The organism is Nitrosomonas ureae, assembly GCF_001455205.1.
Classification (GTDB): Bacteria; Pseudomonadota; Gammaproteobacteria; order Burkholderiales; family Nitrosomonadaceae; genus Nitrosomonas; species Nitrosomonas ureae.
In genome coordinates this window covers 724,990-745,304 of record NZ_CP013341.1, presented here as the reverse complement: position 1 = coordinate 745,304, position 20,315 = coordinate 724,990, and the positions used below count along the sequence as shown (strand labels likewise).

Genomic DNA, 20,315 nt, shown 5'->3' with positions numbered 1-20,315 from the left:
AAATGGATATTGGTTTCATTTTTTATAGTGGATGTAGAACGTAATGAATGATGTTGATTCAGAGAATTATGATATTAATAAGTTAGCCAATGATAAAGATTTGCCATTGCGCGAGGATATCCGTTTCCTTGGACGTATGCTGGGTGACACGGTACGTGAGCAAGAAGGAGATAAGGCTTTTGAGCTGGTAGAAAATATACGTAAAATAGCGATTCGTTTTCATCGAGAGCAAGATCCCACTGCGCGGCATGAACTGGAAGCGATACTCAAGCAATTAAGCGATAAGGATTCATTGCCGGTCGTTCGGGCTTTTAGTTATTTCTCGCTGCTTTCCAATATTGCAGAAGATGTGCATCATAACCGGCGGCGGCGGGCTCACCTACGTGCCGGCTCAGCGCCGCAGGCCGGAAGTGTGACATTAGCGCTTGAGCGTGTATTGGAGAGCAGTAGTAATGCACGCACAATCCTTGCCGATTTTTTCAAGCAAGCGATCGTTTCTCCAGTACTGACAGCACATCCAACCGAGGTGCAGCGTAGAAGCATACTGGACTGCCAACTCGCCATTGAGCGTTTGTTGAAAGAACGAGCCTGGGTTGAGTTGACTCCGAACGAATTACGCCATAATGAAGAAAATCAACGCGCTACAATTCAAATTTTGTGGCAAACGCGTATGTTACGTCCGACTCGCTTGTCCGTTTATGATGAGATTGAGAATGGTTTGGCGTACTACAGTTATACCTTTCTAAGTGAAATCCCATACATATACGCAAAGATCGAAGATCTGCTCGAGCGTCGACTGGCTAGCGATATTCCATTGGTGACTTCATTTTTGCGAATTGGGAGCTGGATTGGTGGTGATCGCGATGGCAATCCTTTTGTCACACATGAAGTCATGTTGCGAGCTATGGAACGTCAATCAGCCGTGGCATTGGAATATTATATGGATGCTGTGCAAAAGATTGGTCGTTCCATGAGTTTGACTGAACGTTTGGTAGAGGTCAGTGACGAAGTCAAAAAATTGCTTGCTACCGCTCCGGATATTCCTAATCGATCTGATGAGCCTTATCGGCGAATATTCTTGAGCATTGGTGCTCGTTTGGTTGCCACTGCAAAAAAATTCGGACATCAAGTTTTGCAGCTTAGTACCGAAGAAACCAAAGAACCCTATGCTGATAGTGCTGAATTTGTACACGATCTTGAAGCGATCATTCAATCCCTGAAGCAGCATAAATCTTCTTGGGTGGCGCGTGGTGCATTACGCAACTTGCGGCGAGCTGCGGAGGTGTTTGGTTTTCATCTTGCGCCTCTGGATATGCGCCAACATAGCAAAATTCATGAACAAGTTGTAAGCGAGCTATTTGAATATTACACAGGTCACAAGGATTACCTGCAACTGAGAGAGAAAGAGCGTATCGATTGGTTGCTATCAGAAATTAATCGATTACACCCATTATTGACTATTCCTTCGGAGTTCTCGGAAACGACGCAATCCGAATTGCGCATTTTGCAGTGTGCGGCTGAGATTCATCGACGTTTCGGACGTGCAGCAATGCCGAATTATATTATTTCCATGACAACCGGGGTAATCAATATACTGGAAGTAGCATACTTGTTGCGGCAGGTGGATTTGCTGCAAACCGGAGAAAACCCCCAGTTGCATCTTAATATCATCCCGTTGTTTGAAACCATCTCTGATTTGCAAAGTTGCGGCAAAATTATGGATCAATTATTTTCATTGCCGTACTATCGCAAGCTTTTAAGTTCAATGGGTAGTGTGCAGGAGGTGATGCTGGGGTATTCCGATAGCAATAAGGATGGTGGATTTATCGCCTCAAATTGGGAGATTTACAAGGCGGAGATTGTACTGACCAAGGTTTTTGCTAAGCATCATGTTGGATTACGTCTATTTCACGGCCGTGGCGGCACAGTAGGGCGTGGCGGTGGTCCCAGCTATCAGAGCATTCTGGCACAGCCTCCAGGTAGTGTAAATGGTCAGATACGAGTAACCGAACAGGGCGAAGTCATTAGTAGTAAATATGCTGAGCCTGAGATTGGACGCCGTAACCTTGAAACTTTAGTGGCCGCAACGATGGAGGCAACCTTGCTGGGGCACGATTCGATCGGTAGAAATGCAGATCGATATTACCCTGCGATGAATAAACTTGCAGCGATTTCTTTTGCAGCTTATCAGGATCTGGTTTTCGGAACTACGGGATTCAAGCAGTTCTTTCTGGAATCAACACCCATCCGGGAAATGGCAGGTTTACACATAGGCAGTCGGCCGCCCTCTCGCACAAGTTCTGATGATATTGAAGATTTACGTGCAATTCCATGGGTATTCAGCTGGAGCCAGAGTCGGATGATGTTGCCTGGCTGGTATGGCTTCGGGCATGCAGTGGAAACATTTGTGAATCAGAAAGATCAAAACGAACAGGGGTTGGAGTTACTGCAGGAAATGTACCAGAAATGGCCCTTTATGCAAACGCTGTTGTCGAATATGGATATGGTGCTAGCGAAGACAGATATGGGTATTGCCTCACGCTATGCTGAATTGGTTAATGATGTTGCACTGCGTGAGCAGATTTTTGCACGAATCCAAGAGGAGCGCGCGAGAAGTGAGAAATGGCTATTTGCGATTACTGGTAATGTCGAGTTACTGCAAGATAATCCAACATTAGCGCGCAGCATCCGCAATAGAATCCCTTATATCGATCCGCTCAATCATTTGCAGGTGGAATTGCTGCGTCGCTACCGATCTGGCGAGGACAGCGAAGAAGTTAAACGTTCTATTCATCTCACCATCAACGGTGTAACAGCAGGATTACGCAATAGTGGTTAGCGGCAAATTTTATGACATGCTCTTGCTCTTATGAGTGCACGGTAGGAGGCTATGGTACCAATGAAGCAATTCTTTTTTTTAATACTCATGCTGTTCGTTTTTTATTCACAAGGGGCATTAGCTTCGCTATCCATCCAATTTTGGCAGGCTTCTTCCGGTGCGCGCGTATATTTTGTGGAAAATCATGATCTCCCGATACTGGATGTTAGTGTCGAATTTGCGGCAGGTAGCAGCATGGATATTTCCACTCAATCAGGTTGTGCCAGCCTGGTGCAGCAGCTGCTTAGTCTGGGTGCTGGTGGCTTTTCTGAGGATCAAATTGCCACTGCGTTAGCCGATGTTGGAGCGCAAACTAGAAGTCATTTTGATCGGGATCGCGCTGGCATCGTTTTACGTACTCTGAGTAGTGAACGAGAGCGCAAGCAAGCGCTGGATGTATTTGCACGAATTATTCAATTTCCAGAGTTCCCGCAAGCTATCTTATCGAGGGAGAAAGCGCGAACTATTTCAAGTATAAAAGAATCCAGCACTAAACCGGATTATATCGCCGAACGTGAATTAATGAAGATGTTATACGGTAATCATCCCTATGGATTCAATGAACAAGGCGAGATTGAGACACTTAGTAAATTACAGCGGGAAGATCTGCTAGCTTTTTATCGTGCTCATTATGTAGCAGAGGGTGCTGTGATAGCGATCATCGGGGATGTAACCCGGCTGGAGGCGGCGGCAATTGCAGAAAAATTGACTGAAGGCTTACCTTCAGCCGGGCAATCAAGGGACGTTCAGCCTGTCGCAATTCCTGTGGCGGAAACGAAAAGATTGCCGCATCCTGCCGCACAAAGTCACATTCAACTGGCTTACCCTGGATTACGCCGAAACGACCCTGACTATTTCCCCCTGTTGGTTGGAAATCATATCCTAGGAGGTGGAGGGTTTGTTTCACGTCTGATGGAAGAAGTACGTCAACAACGTGGTTTGGCTTATAGTGTTTACAGTTTCTTTGCACCATACAAAGAACAAGGACCGTTTCAAATTGGCTTGCAAACAAAAAAAGAGCAGTCAGAAGAAGCACTTGCTTTAACCCAGAAAGTACTTAAAGATTTTGTATTGAATGGCCCTACGGAAAAAGAGCTGGTAGCAGCCAAACAAAACATTATTGGTGGTTTTCCGTTGCGAATTGACAGCAACAGCAAAATATTAAGTTTCCTATCCGTAATTGGTTTTTATCAATTGCCACTTACTTATCTGACAGATTATCTGGTGGCCGTTGAGGCGGTAACTGCAGAGCAAATTCGGCAAGCATTTCAACGGCGAATTCAACCCGATGGTATGGTCGCTGTAATTGCCGGAGCGATTGAGTAAAGAATTTTCGGTATGACGTTAATTCAGGGAAAAATCCGCATTATCGGTGGCCAATGGCGCAGCCGTTTGTTGACATTTCCAGAGCATCCTGATTTAAGACCTACCCCCAATAGGGTACGTGAAACGGTCTTTAATTGGCTGGAGCAGGATTTAAGTGGTTTGTGTTGCCTCGACCTATTTGCAGGCAGTGGTGCATTAGGCTTTGAGGCTGCGTCACGCGGTGCGGCACACGTAGTTATGGTTGATAATGACATGCGGGTATATAAGGCACTGAAAGAGAATAAAGGGAAGTTACAAGCGATGCAGATTGAATTGCTCCTGATGAATGCGCTAAATTTTATGCAATCTGATGTACGTAAATTTGATGTCATTTTTCTTGATCCACCTTATCGACTTGATTTGTTTCCTCAATTAATGTCACTGCTGCCGTCACATCTTGAAAAGGACGGGCTGGTTTATTCTGAAGCCAGAGATACATGGACTCCGGATAAGCAATGGAAGGTACATCGCAGTGCAAAGGCGGGAGCTGTTCGTTATCAACTGCTGAAGTTTGTGCACTATGGATAAAGCGATCTATCCCGGCACGTTTGATCCAATAACCCGCGGACATGAGGATTTAGTTAGACGCGCTTCACGTTTGTTTGATCAGATTGTTGTTGCAATTGCTGTAAGCAGCAGCAAGAAACCTTTTTTTACCTTGGAAGAAAGGGTGGAGATGGCACGAGAGGTTCTCTCAGACTGCTCCAATGTCAAGGTTATGGCATTTTCTGGTTTATTGATGAATTTTTTGCAGCAACAAAGGTCACGGATAATTGTGCGCGGCTTGCGTGCAGCTTCGGATTTTGAATATGAATTCCAAATGGCTGGGATGAATCGTGGGTTATATCCTGATGTGGAGACTTTATTCATGACGCCATCAGAGCAGTATATGTTTGTTTCTGCAACCATCGTGCGTGAAATCGCATCGCTTGGCGGGAATGCTGATACGTTTGTACATCCACTGGTCGCAAAAAAACTAAGTGAGAAATTAACCCCATAATTGTGAGAATATAAATGGCACTAATTATTACTGATGAATGTATCAATTGCGATGTTTGCGAGCCTGAGTGTCCTAATGGCGCAATTTCTCAAGGTGAAGAGATTTACCAAATTAATCCTAGTTTATGCACAGAATGTGTCGGGCACTACAATGAGCCTCAATGTATAGAGGTTTGCCCGGTAGATTGCATTACACTTAACCCTGCCATCGTAGAAAGTAAAGAACAACTCCAAGCAAAGTATATGGGTCTTGTTTCTGAAAAATCAATATCTTGAAGTTATTTTCTTAGATTAAATCATGCTTTTCTGAGAAATCAGACAATTTTCTCCGTTTAATCATTAATGCAATACGAGTGATCTTCGTTTAATCTTTACTTTGCATACTGATGCCATCAATTATGATTTCAGTTGGCAACGGGCGTGGTTGTGCAGTACTACCGCCCTAATATGCACAACAAAGTTAAAATTTGCGTTAGTTTAAATTTTCTGAGACTTAAATGGATCCATGCACAATAGTTACTAATGTTCGATCTATTTTTTCCTTACCGGATGTTGTGTTTCGCATTAATGATTTAATTGATTCAGAGGAGGCAACGAATACGGAGTTAGAACGTATTATCTCCAGTGATCCTGCACTAACGGCAAAACTGTTGAAGTTCGCAAACAGTACTTATTTTGGTTTCTCCGGCAAGATTGAAACTGTTATGAAAGCCATTTCCATTATCGGGCATCAGGAATTGCGTAATCTGGTGATTGCATCATCAGTAACAACAACTTTTAAAGGAATTCCACCTGATCTGGTCAATATGGATACATTCTGGAATCACAGCGTTACGAGTGGTGTAACTGCGCGCCTACTCGCGTCAAGTGTTGATAGTCGAGAGCGCTTTTTCATTGCAGGATTGTTGCATGACGTTGGGAGATTAATTCTTTTCAGTCAGTTTCCGAAAGAATCTGCAAAGGTATTGAATTGCTTGAATCAAGGTGAAGATGTTGCAATGCAAGAAGAGCGTAAGATTTTTGGTTTTACGCATGCACAATTAGGCGCCGAACTTTTAAAACAATGGAAACTACCACTTAATATATGGAAAATGGTCGAGTATCAATCTGATCCCATGAGAAGTGGAGAGTATCAATCCGATGCCAATACACTGTGTGCAGCCATAAGTATCGCTAACTATATCCAGCCTTGTACTAATCAACCGCTAAATCTCGAAACAGTTATATCCGATCATGCTCTCAAAACTTGGAGTTATCTTGGCTTGACGGCAGAAATTGTAGAATCAGTTATTACCGTAGCTAAATTACAAGTCATTGAAGTATTCAATGCTATCCATTAGCCATCAATTTGAAAGTATATATTTTTGAGGCAATCCATATTCTCATGCCTTGTATTTTATTACATAAGCTTGTGATGTTTTATAAAACTCATTTGTTCTAATTCCGGACGATAAGCAAATGCATACAGAATAACGTAAAGTTATAGAGGTGAGTAGAATGGAAGTTTATCTGGGTAGATTGCCAATTCTGGATAGTAAACAAAATTTAGTAGCGTTTGAACTTTTATTTCGTTCCAATCAAAATAACGGTGTAGACGTTACCGATAATTCCGCTGCTTCAGCCAATGTCATCATTGATACTTACGGACAGCTCGGCATAGAAAATGTGATAGGCAAACGGCGCGGATTCATTAAAGTTGATGCTAAGCTATTGATGAATGATGTAATTTGTATGCTTCCAAAGAAACATGTAGTACTTGAAATTTTGAGAAATGTAGAAATTAATGATGAAATCATACAACGCTGTTTATTCTTAAAGCAAAAAGGCTATCAATTGGCACTTTCTAATGTCGTCCAACTGGATCAACGGTTTGAACGCATAATGCCGCTTATCAATATAGTTAAAATTAATATTACTGCATTAAATCAGAGCAACCTTCACAATCTTATAAATAAGCTAAAGCGCTGGCCTGTGTTATTGCTGGCTGAAAAAGTTGAAAGCAAGGAAATCGCCAGAAATTGTATTGCATTGAACTTTCAGATGCTGCAAGGCTTTTATTTTGCAAAACCCGAAATTATTTCGGGAAAACGCATTGATCCTTCGAAGCTATCTTTATTGAAGCTATTGCTATTAGTTGTTAAAGACGGTGAAGTAACTGAAATTGAGAATGAGCTTAAGTTTCAACCCGGCTTAAGCTATAACCTGCTGCGTATGGTAAATTCCGCTGCAAGCGGTTTACCAAGCACGATTAATTCTATCAAACGGGCCATTATGATTATTGGCCGGAAACAGCTTCAGCGTTGGATACAGATATTGCTCTATGCCGCCAAGCAAAGAGATGGTGGCGCGTCGGATGCATTAATGCAGACAGCTACCGTACGTGGCAGATTATTGGAATCAATCGCCATTGCGGATCGTCCGCATGATAAAAATCATCAGGATCGTGCCTTTATGGTAGGGGTTTTATCATTACTCGATACGTTGCTTGGGATGGAAATGTCCGAGCTTGTAAGCACGCTTAGTATCCAAAAAGATATGGGTGAAGCTCTTCTGACCCGACGGGGCTATTTGGGTCATCAGCTGGAATTAATTGAAGCCCATGAAAAAGGTGAATATGAAACAGTTTCATGCATGCTGTCAGATATGGGATTTATCAATATGGATGAGTTCATTAAGATGGAGTTAGAAGCTACCGTGTGGGCCAATCGAATCAAGGATGCGGTCAATCAGTCCGTCTAGAAAATTGTATTCAATAGCGCAGTGTGAACAAGTATCAATACAATTCAGGCATCCTTCAGTACAACATGCCCTAAGAATTTCTGATTTGCCAGAATAATAACGCCGGAACTATCACCCTGATGCAATACGATTATTAATTTGACCCAGTGATTGCTCAACTTGATCTACAAGAATTAGGCATAAATCGCCATCCTGTAAATTGGATAATGCTGTATCAATTGCAATAGCTTCACCAATGATTTCTCTTATTTTTTGTGTACGCTTCGCGTTTTCCAAGCCTTCCCGCAATAAAGATAAAACCTCACCATTTGCCCGTCCTCTCTGGCATTTGTCTTGATATAGAACGACCTCATCGAATGCATCACCGAGAATTCGTGTTTGCTGGCGAATATCTTCGTCACGGCGATCACCGGCTGCACTAATAACCACAGATCGTTTTCTGGATGGAATATTTTCGATTGCGCTTACCAACGCCTGTATGGCATCTGGGTTATGCCCGTAATCCGCAATTAAGGTAGCATTGCGGTAATTGAAAAGATTAAATCGACCTGGTGCAGTTTGGGTATTATTTACAAAATTAGTTACACCCTCACAAATATCTGACCATTCTATTCCTAGTGCCCAACTAGCTCCAACAGCTGCCATTACATTTTCGATTTGAAACCGGATTGTGCCATTTTTTGTCAATGGAATTTTGTTCAACGGAATGCGGTATTCACTGCAATCGCTCGCAGCAACAATATAGCCATTTTCGGCATAGACCACACGCTTATGTTGGGCGCGATGCATCGCCAATATCGGATGATGGCTCTCGTGTGCAAAGAAAATGACGGAACCGGGACAATACTCAGCCATGCTGGCGACGAGTTGATCCGCTGCATTAAGCACAGCAAAACCAGTCTTAGATTTCACATTCTGGACAACAACTCGTTTGACTAAAGACAGCTCTTCCACAGTATTGACATAAGCTATGCCGAGATGATCGCCCATGCCAATATTCGTTACAACAGCTACATCACAGTGATCGAATCCCAAGCCTTCGCGCAATAATCCACCTCGTGCAGTTTCTAGCACTGCAGCATCAACATCTGGATGAGAGAGAATATTTCTGGCACTTTTAGGACCACTGCAATCTCCAGTATCGATGCATTGCCCGGCAATAAAAACGCCATTTGTACACGCAATTCCTGTTCGTTTATTACTTTTTTCCAGAATACTGGCTATCAGCTGAGTAGTGGTGGTTTTGCCATTGGTGCCCGTCACGGCGATGACCGGAATGCGCGCGTTTTCGCCTGGTGCAAACATGTAATCAATGATAGCTTTGCCTACAGCGCGATCTTTGCCGAAAGAAGGTTGTATATGCATACGCAAGCCCGGTGACGCATTAATTTCTATTATGCCGCCCCCTTGGTCTTCCAAAGATTTCATCACGGTGTTACAAATTACATCAACCCCGCAAATATCCAGCCCCACCACTCGTGCTGCAGCAATCACATGTGCTGCTAAATCGGGATGAACATCATCAGTCACATCAGTAGCCGTACCACCTGTAGATAAATTGGCATTATTTCGCACTACAACACGCATTCCTTTCAGTGGAACTGACTCCGCTGTCAATCCCTGTGTGGCAAGATGAGCGAGAGAAATTTCATCTAGTGGAATCTTAGTCAATGAAGCGATATGCCCTTCCCCTCTCATTGGATCACGATTAATTTGTTCTACCAATTCTTGAATGTTACGAATGCCATCTCCAATTACCTGCGGCGGATCGCGTCGTGCTGCTGCGATTAATCTGTTACCTACGATCAGCATACGATAATCATATCCGGCAATGTAGCGCTCTACGATCACATTATCGCTGATTTCAGATGCCATCATGTAAGCCGTTTTTACATCGTTTTCATTAATCCGGTTAACAGTTACACCTTTTCCTTGATTGCTATCCCGTGGTTTTATGACTACCGGCATACCTACTTCGCGTGCGGCTGCCCAAGCGTCTTCTGCGTTACTCACGTTTCGGCCCACAGGGACAGGTATTCCAGCTGCATGCAACAAAGTTTTGGTTAATTCCTTATCCTGCACTATTGACTCGGCTACTGCACTAGTCCTGTCGCTCTCGGAAGCCTGAATGCGGCGTTGCTTACTACCCCAGCCAAGTTGCACTAAACTACCCTCTGTTAATCGGCGGAAAGGAATTCCACGCGCAACAGCAGCCTGAACAATTGCGCCTGTACTGGGGCCCAGACGAATATCTTCATAGAGTTTGCGTAGTCGGTGCAAGGCATTGGCTAAATCAAAATCGGTATCGTTGATAGTTGATATACATAAGGTCTGCGCTAACTCAAATGCAAGTTGCCCTACTTTTTCTTCACTGTAACCTACTATGACATGAAATGTATCAACCTCGGTTGTTTGAACCGTGCGACTGAAGTTTATCGGACAACCTGCTTGCAGTTGCAAATCCCGTGTGGCTGATTCGAGCACATGCGCTATTGTGATGGTTTCATACTGATCGGAAAGCCGTGGCAAAGAAATTTCAGGAAAGCGATTACATAATCGTGCCTTAAAATCTTGGATGTTTTCTATATTCTTTTCAGAATCAACACAACGAATAATAGCTTCAATAGAAGAGTGCTGATTCCATAAATTAGGTCCACGCAATAAACGAATACGCAGTATTTTCATGAACCATTTTCCTGAGTCTGTAAATCGATTGCAACAGACTGATTCTCTGTTACATATTTTTCTTGGAGGAAACCAAAAGCGTTAATTCCCGCGCGCATAAGATCGGGTTCAATTTCCAGTGCCCACGCCGCCCCGACAGCTGCAAGAATATTTTCCAGAGCTTGGGCATTATATGCACCGGTTATAGTACCAATACTTATCAGGGGCAACTCATTTGCACCTGTTGCAAGTATAATCACGTCATTGCGCATTATGACGGCACGTTTGCCAAGACGCGGTCCGGTTCCATGCGTGCGATGTTGCACAATCACTGGTAATTCGGGTTCAATACTGAAAAAAATCACCTCACCGTGACAGAGTGTAGATATCTCGACCAGCATCTCATCCTGTGCATTGAGCACCGCGGCTCCAATAGGTAACTTTACCGCCTTATCGACGTCATCAATAGCCGCGGCTGTGGGTGTTACCACATCGACTTGTGTGCGGAATACCGTGAAAATTTGTTTGTGCGTTTCGATTCCATGACGACCCAAATGATTGATCGGATGAACATTGGTAATTACGCCGACATGACAGCTATCGTATGCCAAACCTTCATTCAACAGAGCATCAAAGCCATTCTCAAAAACTGCGGCTTCAACCGTTGGATTGATTAGTGTGCGGTTTGCTGCTGCCCAATTGGCACAATTGTGTTTATCAATTTGCCGATAATTAAGATAAAGTCCATCACTACATGCTAAACCGGTTTGTTTCCCAGAAAGAATAAGCAGTCTTGCAATCAATAGGGCTACTGATGTTTTACCATAACTGCCAGAAACCCCGATTACAGGAATCCGGCCATTCTCTTGATCCGGAAATAAGTGATCAACGATGGCTTTTCCAACCGGTCGAGGCATGCCCACTGCTGGCTTGATATGCATCAACAAGCTAGGGCCCGCATTGACTTCAACAATAGCTCCTCCTTGTTCATTCAGTGGGCGCGAAATGTCCCCGGTTACCAGATCTATGCCGGCGATGTCCAGACCAATGATACGGGCGGCTAATGATGCTGCAGCTGCGGTGCTAGGATGAACCTGATCTGTCACATCAAATGCATGATTACCATTTCTTTGAATCAAAACTTTGACCCCGGCAGGCACAATGGAATCACTCTGATATCCTTGATGTGCAATTTCCATTTGGGCAGCACTATCCAAACGGATTGGATTCAGCGGGTGATCTTCTGTTGATCCGCGGCGTGAATCAGAGTTGATTTGTGATTCGATTAATTCAGCAATAGTGGCCACGCCATTCCCGGTTACCGAAACTGAATCACCCTTGGTCGCAGCTATCAGTTTTCCTCCAATAATTAATAGGCGATGTTCAGTACCTGCAACATAACGTTCAACCAGAACACCCGAGCCTTCTTTTAAAGCAATTTGATAAGCGGATTCAATCTCACTCTGTTGAAATAATTCAATGAAGACTCCGCGCCCATGATTTCCATCGCATGGCTTGATGACAACTGGCAATCCGATATCTTTAGCTGCCTCCCATGCGGCCTCAGCACTTTCCACGATGCGTCCTGCAGGAACAGGAACGCCACAGGATTGCAGTAGTGTCTTAGTTAAGTCTTTATCACGTGAAATACCTTCTGCAATGGCTGGAGTAAAATCTGTCTCGGCAGTCCAGATATGACGGCAATGAACCCCATAGCCAAGCTGGACTAGATTTCCTTTTGCGGTAAGGCGAGTTGCCGGAATATTGCGTGCTACCGCTGCATCGACAATACATGCTGTTGATGGACCAAGCCAAAGTGAATCAACCAAATCCCGTAAATGCTCAATAGTGCTCTCGACATCGAAAGCTGCAGTGTGCAATTGTTGAAAGTTCATTGCCGCCAGGGCTAATTCACGCGCTGCATACAGCGCAGATTTTGTCACTTCTGCATGCCAGGCGCTTACAATTACTTTATAGACACCGCGCACTGCAGTTTCGCGCGCTCTGCCGAAACCGCCGCGCATACCGGCCAGATTCTGCAATTCCAGTGTTACGTGCTCAAGAATATGGCACGGCCAGGTGCCTTCCTTCACTCGGCGCAGGAAACCGCCACGTTCTTCATAACTGCAGCGATGCTCAATTAAAGTTGGGAGCCATTGTAATAGACGGTCATAAAAACCTGGAATCTTATCGGAAGGAAAGTCTTCAAGTTCGCCAATGTCAACTATTGCTTCAAGTACAGGGTAATAAGTCCAAATATTCGGGCCATTCAGGTGCTTAATTTCCAGAAACTTGATATCTTTTATACCATTATCATTGGAAGTAAAGCTGTCAGACATAAGTTTTGAAATTAGGAAGAAAACCTCATCTTAACGCTTTCCAAATCAATTGGTTTACAAGTGTAGAACAAATTCTCAGAACTATTATAGATTGCGCTGCTATTCAGAATTTTGATCGTTGATGTATATGGGTTTATAAGATGAGCACGATGAATTATTATTTTTCTTATTGACAAACATCCGTTTGAATTCAGAATAACAAAAGTTTGTTAAAAATTACTTTCAATTTATTACTTCAAATAGAGGTGCTCCTTGGATGATATGCCATTGCACATCATGTTGATTACATTGGTAATCCTGTTGATTGTGTCAGGTTTTTTCTCGTTATCCGAAACCAGTATGATGGCAATTAACCGCTATCGATTAAGACATCTTGCCAAGCAAGGTCATCGTGGCGCCAGATTAACGGTAAAATTACTTGAAAAAACGGATCGGCTATTGGGTGTCATATTGCTCGGAAATAACTTACTCAATACCGCTTCTGCCACGCTGGTGGCGGTTATTATTGCTACACTCTTTGTGCAAGATGAGTTTGCGCTGTTTATGGGAACAATAGCAGTAACCTTTGCCATTCTCGTATTTAGCGAAATTACTCCCAAAGTGATTGCTGCTGCTTATCCCGAGCGTATCGCTTTAGCAGCAAGTTATGTGTTGACGCCTCTGCTGATTATTTGTTACCCCATTGTGTGGTTTGTCAATTTGTTTGTCAGCGGATTATTAATCCTGTTTCGGTTGAAGCCTCAAAGTACAGAGCTGGAGCAAAAAATAAGCACGGAAGAGCTTAGGATGCTGGTGTTGGAGGGAGGACATTTTATACAGAATAAACACCAAAACATGTTGTTGAATCTATTTGATCTTGAACAAATTACAGTTGATGATGTCATTGTGCCACGTAACCAAATTGAGGCGATTGATCTAAATGCGGATGATGAGCTTATTCATGCGCAATTGTTAACATGTCATCATACACGCCTGCCAATTTACCGCGAGCGCATGGATAATATTGTGGGTCTTGTGCATGTGCGCAAGGTATTGAATCAAATGCAAGGCGGCAGAATCACAGCTTCCACTTTGGAAAAAGTGATGCGCAAACCTTATTTTATTCCTTCGGGTACTTCATTATTTTCACAACTACAGCTATTTCAGGAAAACCAGAAAAGAGTGGGATTAGTCGTTGATGAATATGGAGAATGGATAGGGTTGATCACATTGGAAGATATCATTGAAGAAATTATTGGTGAATTTACGACGCAAGCGCCCACCCAAACCAGTATTTTTCTGAAGCAGGAAGATGGCAGTATTATTGTCGAAGGAAGAACATTATTGCGTGAATTGAATCGCAAGCTTGATTTTCAGTTTCCGCTAGATGGACCGAAAACTCTCAATGGATTAATTTTAGAATATTTTGAAGATATACCCGAAGCAGGGACGGGTCTCAATATTGCTGGTTATCCAATGGAGGTTATTCAAACTAAAAATAGAATTGTAAAAACTGTTAAAATTTTTCCAGCTTCTGCTGAAGTTGAAGCAAAACATTCTGAGTGATCCGATGAGAAAAAACATTAGTTTTAGTGCTTCTACTACAGAGGATTGTTATACCCTGCATAATCCCGGTTGGACGGGAATAATAAAAGCGGTTATTCTGTCGCTCGGCAAATATTTAACCCGTTTGTTTATCAGAGCGCCCATAGCTCAGTTGGATAGAGTACCGCCCTCCGAAGGCGGGGGTCGCACGTTCGAATCGTGTTGGGCGCGCCAAATTTCGTCAAAAACTACTACCTGGCGTTCGCTTCGCAAACATGGGTGCCCCAGTTTTTTTCTGTCATATGTGAGAGTTCTTTTGCTAAACTAGTGCTTACTCCAAGCTTAGTTCTTCCATGTTATATAGCATTGAGTTATTGATTTTAAATCAAAGAAATTAAGAATTATTTTGCTGAATGGGATCCAACCTTTCAGGTTGGTAACAATGAGAGTTATTGATCTATTTATTGATGATTTCCTATTTACGCATTGGGTATGGTAAGGTGTAAAGGGTGTTTTTAGCAATTTGTGTACTGCACAGAGTGCTATTTTTTATCCAAAAGAAGTAATAGCTATTTTCAGTAGTCTCAAAAGCTGTATTGCCTGAAGCGTTTTCATTATGGATTATCCTGCACTGAAGTGAGCCTCAGGATTTTCGCTATGGAATTAAACCAAGAAAGTGGTTGGTAGCCATGACCTTTATCAGATCGGAAAAAATAATATTATTCGGGGAAGTTCTGGCAGACATATTCGATGACCGAAGAGTGTTTGGTGGTGCTCCGTTTAATGTTGCGCGTCACTTGAAAGCATTTGGCCTGCATCCGGTATTAATATCGCGTATCGGAAATGACGAACTAGGCCGCGAACTGCTCGCTCGGATCAAAGATGCGGGGATGGATGATTACGGGATACAGCTTGATGATTTACACCCGACTGGCCAAGTCATGGTTCACTTGGAAGAGCGTGGGCATCGTTTTGAAATTTTGCCAGAACAGGCCTATGACTTTATCCATGCAGGTATGTCGCATAGCATTGCTCTAGCCGTGCGCCCGCAATTAATTTACTTTGGTACCTTGGCGCAGCGCAAAGCAATATCCGCTCATGCTCTGGTAACATTGCTTCTCAGTAACCAAGGCAAGGTACCATGCTTACTGGATATCAATTTACGTAAGCCTTGGTATGACCTGCACACTATAGAGCATTCTTTGATACATGCAAATCTGATTAAAATAAATCAGGAAGAACTGGATGTATTGGCGCTACTTTTTCGGCTAACCGGTGTAAGCCGAGTACAAAAAGCAGCGGCGCTGCTCAAGCAGTTTGACTTGGATAGCATGCTGATCACGTGTGGCGAAGAAGGCGCTTGGCAGCTCGATAAAGATGGCAAAGTGAGCACTATAAACGGATTGATATCTTCACGTCCTGTGATGGATACCGTCGGTGCCGGGGATGGTTTTGCTGCTGTGTATATCCTTGGGCTTTTGCGCAAATGGCCTATTATGCTTACCTTATCGCGCGCTAATGCCTTTGCTGCAGCTTTGTGCGAAATACGAGGAGCTATTCCTGATTCTTCTGATTTTTATGGACCGTTTATTGCGGATTGGAACCGATAACGATGGATTGGAACAATAATGAGAATGCCTTGTATATTTTGATGATTAGTCCGCATGGATTGATCAGGGGAAAAAATATGGAGCTGGGGCGGGATGCCGATACAGGCGGGCAAACCACCTATGTAGTGGAGTTGATGCGTGCATTGGCTCGCCATCGCGAGATCGGACAAGTAGATTTATTGACTCGGCTGATCACAGACCCCGCACTATCGTCAGATTATTCGCAGCCTGTTGAAGATATCGGTAATGGCGCGCGTATTTTGCGTCTGCCTTTCGGTCCGTCGCACTACGTGCGAAAGGAACTGTTATGGCTTCATCTCGATCAGTTGGTGGATCGCAGTCTGCATTTTTTGCGTCAGCAAGGCCGATTGCCGGATTTGATACACACCCATTACGCGGATGCCGGGTATGTGGGGCAACAATTATCGCAGCTTCTGGGCATACCGCAAATACATACAGGTCATTCATTGGGACGCCCCAAGCAATCCCGCTTGTTGGCAAGCGGGCGAAAAAAAAACCGCTATTGATCGACAATTCAATTTTGAGCGCCGTATCACGACAGAAGAGGATTTACTGGTTAACGTTGCCATGGTGATTACGAGCACCAGACAGGAAGTTACCGAGCAATACGGAATGTATCACAATCACGCAAGTGCTCGTTTTGTCGTAATTCCTCCAGGCACCGATATTGCTCGTTTCTCACCACCGGGGCGAAGAAAAATTAATCCCAATGTCACGCATATGGTGGATAAATTTCTTTCTGATCCTGCCAAGCCGATGATACTTGCAATCTGCCGCCCTGCCATCCATAAGAACCTTAAAGGGCTGATCGATGCCTACGGGAGCAGTTCAGCATTACAAGAAAAGGCCAATCTGGTTATTGTTGCAGGCAATCGCGACGATATACGCGAACTCGATGAAGCATCACAAAAAATTCTGGGGGAGTTGCTGCTGGATATTGATCGCTATGACTTATGGGGTAAGGTTGCGATACCCAAGCATCACAACGCTGAAGATGTTCCGGAGTTATATCGCCTTGCTGCGCGTCGTCGCGGCGTATTTGTCAATCCTGCATTAACCGAGCCTTTCGGTTTAACCCTGATTGAAGCAGCTGCTAGCGGCTTGCCTTTTGTGGCTACGGAAGACGGTGGACCACGAGACATTGTAGCCAATTGCTGTAACGGCCTGTTGGTAAACCCATTAGATTCAACCGCCATTGCTTTTGCGCTTGACAGCGCGCTATCGGATAAACAGCAGTGGCGATTGTGGGCAAAAAATGGCGTCGCGGGCGCGCGCCGTCATTATAGTTGGGATGCTCACGTAAACAAATACGTGAAAGAGGTGCGCAAGTTGCTGCGCCGCGATCGTAAACGCATGCGTCGCCAGATTGCGTTTACCATGCAAGATGGCAAATCACCCATGCCATTGGCGCGCAAAGCATTGATCAGTGACATAGACAACACCCTGATAGGTAATAAAAATGGATTGCAGCAACTGATTGCCTGGCTGAAAAATCATGCGGGTTCAATTGTCTTCGGTATTGCGACAGGGCGTTCTCTGGAAAGTGCGGTCAATGTGCTCAAAAATGCACGGGTTCCCATTCCCAATGTATTAATCACTTCAGTGGGCAGCGAAATTAATTATAGCTATAAGCTTCAACCGGATATTGGTTGGGCGAACCGTATCGCGCATTTGTGGCGACGGGAAGCCCTGGAGCAAGTATTGTCCGACATTCCCGGGTTGACGCTTCAGCCTGCCGTAAATCAACGTAAATTCAAGCTGAGTTATAACGTCGTATCAGAGAAGATGCCGTCGCTGCAGGATCTTTACCGGTTACTGCGGGAACATCGTTTGCATGCACGGCTTATTTATTCGCATGACAAGTTTCTGGATGTGTTGCCGGTACGTGCTTCCAAGGGGCATGCTATCCGCTATCTGGCCTACAAGTGGGAGTTACCTCTGGAGAATTTTCTGGTCGTAGGCGACTCTGGTAATGATAAGGAAATGCTGCTGGGTGATACGCTGGGTATAGTGGTTGGCAATCACGGCATGGAGCTTGAGCAGCTGCGGGGTATGGAACGAATATACTTTGCTCGGGGCCATCAGGCGGATGGCATTCTGGAAGGGCTAGCACACTATGGTTGGCGAATTGCGGATCACTGATAATTCTGGGTGTATAAAATTATGTATGAACAGATTTCACATTCATTGCTAAATGATATTTTGGTTGAATTGAGGCAAAAATCAAAGCCTCAGAATCTGCAACTTTTTTATACGCGCCTAGGTGCGAATTTCTATGCGATTTACTCTCTATTTCATACGCTTTACGGGAATCGCCCGGATTTCAAAGAGCATATGCGAAATCTGGTGGAAACGCTTATGCGCCAATACGTCAATCGGCCAAGCCATTTAAGGAAAACGGATCTGGAACGGGAAAAGGATCATAACTGGTTTCTAAGCCAGAAATGGGTGGGTATGGCACTGTATTGCGATGGATACGCCGACAATCTGAAGGGTATGCTCTCAAGATTAAATTACCTGCAGGAGCTGGGCGTTAATTTGGTGCATATCATGCCTATTTGTGATTGCCCTCAAGGCAAGAGCGATGGTGGCTATGCCGTAAGAGATTATCGCAAGATCGATAGTCGATTCGGCACCTTTAAGGATTTTGATAAATTGGTCGCCAGCATGAAAAAGCGCGATATGTTGCTAGTGCTGGATGTGGTGGTGAATCATACTTCCGATCAGCATGAATGGGCCGAAAAAGCGCGCGAAGGTGATAAGACCTATCAGGATTACTACTTTATCTTTGACGATCGGTCGATTCCGGATATCTATGAAGAGTCAATGCCGGAAGTGTTCCCGGAAACCGCACCAGGTAACTTCACTTGGGATGAAAAGATGGATAAATGGGCAATGACTGTATTTAACCACTATCAGTGGGATTTAAATTATCAGAATCCGGCAGTGCTGATAGAAATGCTCGACATTATTTTGTTTTGGGCCAATCATGGTGCCGATATTCTCCGGCTGGATGCAGTAGCATTTCTATGGAAAAAAATAGGCAGCTCCTGCCAGAATGAGCGTGAAGCGCATCTGATCCTTCAACTCATGAAAGATTGTTGTCAAGTTACTGCCCCAGGCGTGTTGTTTATTGCGGAAGCCATAGTCTCACCTACCGAGATTATTAAGTATTTCGGTGAGGATGCTATCAATGCGAAAGAGTGCGAGATTGCCTACAATGCAACTTATATGGCGTTGTTGTGGGACGCCGTTGCGACAAAAAAAGCCATACTGCTCAATATCGGTATACAGAATATTCCTCAGAAATTGGAACGAGCCACTTGGCTCAATTACGCACGTAGCCATGATGATATTGGTTTGGGATTCAGCGATGCGGATATTGTCTCTGCCGGATACGAGCCGTTATCGCATAGACGTTTCTTAATTGATTATTTTACTGGGAATTTTGAAGGATCACTGGCAGCCGGACTCGCTTTTGGGAGAAATTTGGAGACGGGCGATGCGCGTATTTCAGGATCGCTGGCTTCGCTCGCGGGACTTAAGCACGCGCTGGCGAATAATGACGCTAATGCCACGAATACGGCTATTAAAATTATTCTCCTGTTACATGGAATGATTCTTTCTTTTGGCGGAATTCCGATGCTTTATTATGGAGATGCTATCGGAACGCTCAATGATGATTCCTATCTTGATGATGAATCAAAGAGTACAGATAACCGTTGGGCGCATCGTCCCAAAATGGACTGGAACAGGGCAATGCTAAGGACCCAACCGGGAACGGTCGAATACAGCATTTTTTGCGCGGTGAAGAAAATGATTGCTGTGCGCAAGGAGATACCAGCTTTTGCAGATAGAAACAATCGAGAATTATTGAATGTGGACAATCCCCATCTTTTTGTATTTTCGCGATTTGATCAAATTAATAATAGTCCGCGAGTCCTGGTGGTTGGAAATTTTGATGATGAACCGCAACCCCTGAAGCTTCCTCCACTTCAACACATGGGTTTCTTTCAGTACGAGTTAATCAGAGATTTATTGAGCGGAGAAACCTTGCATGTAGCAGATGAGAGCTTAATCTGCCCTGCACGGTCTTTTTATTGGCTGCAGGTCTAACCAGAAATATGTGGTCGGATTCTTATACCCTGACGAGTCGCGGAAAATGATATTCCGTTA

The 20,315-nt window shown here is 44.1% G+C and carries 12 protein-coding genes, 1 tRNA gene and 1 pseudogene; 12 read left to right on the top strand and 2 right to left on the bottom strand.

Annotated features, from left to right (window positions below):
• Nucleotides 1–43: 43 nt before the first annotated feature.
• The 7 genes from ppc (at nt 44) to ATY38_RS03550 (ending at nt 7,981) form a co-directional block, all read left to right on the top strand.
• Nucleotides 44–2,839 (top strand): phosphoenolpyruvate carboxylase, encoded by a 2,796-nt coding sequence (ppc, locus tag ATY38_RS03580; protein ID WP_062558091.1) that lies wholly within the window; start codon nt 44–46, stop codon nt 2,837–2,839.
• Between the two features lie 60 nt (nt 2,840–2,899).
• Complete coding sequence (locus ATY38_RS03575; protein ID WP_082632991.1) at nt 2,900–4,204, top strand: M16 family metallopeptidase; 1,305 nt, start codon at nt 2,900–2,902, stop codon at nt 4,202–4,204.
• A gap of 12 nt (nt 4,205–4,216) precedes the next feature.
• On the top strand, nt 4,217–4,771 hold the full coding sequence (gene rsmD, locus ATY38_RS03570) for a 16S rRNA (guanine(966)-N(2))-methyltransferase RsmD (RefSeq protein ID WP_062558089.1): 555 nt from the start codon (nt 4,217–4,219) through the stop codon (nt 4,769–4,771).
• On the top strand, nt 4,764–5,243 hold the full coding sequence (gene coaD, locus ATY38_RS03565; protein WP_062558088.1) for a pantetheine-phosphate adenylyltransferase: 480 nt from the start codon (nt 4,764–4,766) through the stop codon (nt 5,241–5,243). The genes rsmD and coaD overlap by 8 nt, the downstream gene beginning before the upstream one ends.
• Before the next feature lie 14 nt (nt 5,244–5,257).
• Nucleotides 5,258–5,518, top strand: coding sequence for a YfhL family 4Fe-4S dicluster ferredoxin (locus ATY38_RS03560; protein ID WP_062558087.1), 261 nt, complete (start codon nt 5,258–5,260; stop codon nt 5,516–5,518).
• Nucleotides 5,519–5,739: 221 nt separating this feature from the next.
• Nucleotides 5,740–6,582, top strand: a complete 843-nt coding sequence (locus ATY38_RS03555; RefSeq protein WP_062558086.1) for an HDOD domain-containing protein — start codon at nt 5,740–5,742, stop codon at nt 6,580–6,582.
• A gap of 157 nt (nt 6,583–6,739) precedes the next feature.
• Entirely contained in the window at nt 6,740–7,981 is a 1,242-nt protein-coding gene (locus ATY38_RS03550) for an EAL and HDOD domain-containing protein (protein WP_062558085.1), read from the top strand.
• A 111-nt stretch (nt 7,982–8,092) separates the two neighbouring features.
• Here ATY38_RS03550 and cphA read toward each other — a convergent pair whose 3' ends face one another.
• Together cphA and ATY38_RS03540 are read right to left on the bottom strand one after the other, a co-directional pair.
• Complete coding sequence (gene cphA / locus ATY38_RS03545) at nt 8,093–10,666, bottom strand: cyanophycin synthetase (RefSeq protein WP_062558084.1); 2,574 nt, start codon at nt 10,664–10,666, stop codon at nt 8,093–8,095.
• A complete protein-coding gene (locus ATY38_RS03540; protein ID WP_062558083.1) occupies nt 10,663–12,984 on the bottom strand; it encodes a cyanophycin synthetase in 2,322 nt (773 codons plus the stop codon). Before ATY38_RS03540 ends, cphA begins: the two co-directional genes overlap by 4 nt.
• A 261-nt stretch (nt 12,985–13,245) precedes the next feature.
• Between ATY38_RS03540 and ATY38_RS03535 the strand changes: the two genes are divergently transcribed.
• The 5 genes and pseudogenes from ATY38_RS03535 to ATY38_RS03515 all read left to right on the top strand — a co-directional run bounded on the left by ATY38_RS03535 (nt 13,246) and on the right by ATY38_RS03515 (nt 20,255).
• The gene (locus tag ATY38_RS03535; RefSeq protein ID WP_082632990.1) at nt 13,246–14,529 is read left to right on the top strand and encodes an HlyC/CorC family transporter; all 1,284 of its coding nucleotides are present in this window, start codon (nt 13,246–13,248) and stop codon (nt 14,527–14,529) included.
• A gap of 136 nt (nt 14,530–14,665) precedes the next feature.
• Nucleotides 14,666–14,742 (top strand) — tRNA-Arg (locus ATY38_RS03530).
• 455 nt (nt 14,743–15,197) lie between these two features.
• Entirely contained in the window at nt 15,198–16,118 is a 921-nt protein-coding gene (locus ATY38_RS03525; protein WP_062558081.1) for a carbohydrate kinase family protein, read from the top strand.
• Between the two features lie 2 nt (nt 16,119–16,120).
• A pseudogene (locus tag ATY38_RS03520) lies at nt 16,121–18,281 on the top strand (HAD-IIB family hydrolase).
• A gap of 21 nt (nt 18,282–18,302) precedes the next feature.
• Nucleotides 18,303–20,255 (top strand): amylosucrase, encoded by a 1,953-nt coding sequence (locus tag ATY38_RS03515; protein WP_062558080.1) that lies wholly within the window; start codon nt 18,303–18,305, stop codon nt 20,253–20,255.
• Nucleotides 20,256–20,315 lie beyond the last annotated feature (60 nt).

Bases quoted from the DNA above. Each gene is read 5' to 3' on its own strand.
- cphA (WP_062558084.1), bottom strand. From the start codon at position 10,666: ATGAAAATACTGCGTATTCGTTTATTGCGTGGACCTAATTTATGGAAT.
- ATY38_RS03560 (WP_062558087.1), top strand. From the start codon at position 5,258: ATGGCACTAATTATTACTGATGAATGTATCAATTGCGATGTTTGCGAG.
- ATY38_RS03550 (WP_062558085.1), top strand. From the start codon at position 6,740: ATGGAAGTTTATCTGGGTAGATTGCCAATTCTGGATAGTAAACAAAAT.
- ATY38_RS03525 (WP_062558081.1), top strand. From the start codon at position 15,198: ATGACCTTTATCAGATCGGAAAAAATAATATTATTCGGGGAAGTTCTG.
- rsmD (WP_062558089.1), top strand. From the start codon at position 4,217: ATGACGTTAATTCAGGGAAAAATCCGCATTATCGGTGGCCAATGGCGC.
- ppc (WP_062558091.1), top strand. From the start codon at position 44: ATGAATGATGTTGATTCAGAGAATTATGATATTAATAAGTTAGCCAAT.
- ATY38_RS03540 (WP_062558083.1), bottom strand. From the start codon at position 12,984: ATGTCTGACAGCTTTACTTCCAATGATAATGGTATAAAAGATATCAAG.
- ATY38_RS03515 (WP_062558080.1), top strand. From the start codon at position 18,303: ATGTATGAACAGATTTCACATTCATTGCTAAATGATATTTTGGTTGAA.
- ATY38_RS03535 (WP_082632990.1), top strand. From the start codon at position 13,246: ATGCCATTGCACATCATGTTGATTACATTGGTAATCCTGTTGATTGTG.
- ATY38_RS03575 (WP_082632991.1), top strand. From the start codon at position 2,900: ATGAAGCAATTCTTTTTTTTAATACTCATGCTGTTCGTTTTTTATTCA.
- coaD (WP_062558088.1), top strand. From the start codon at position 4,764: ATGGATAAAGCGATCTATCCCGGCACGTTTGATCCAATAACCCGCGGA.
- ATY38_RS03555 (WP_062558086.1), top strand. From the start codon at position 5,740: ATGGATCCATGCACAATAGTTACTAATGTTCGATCTATTTTTTCCTTA.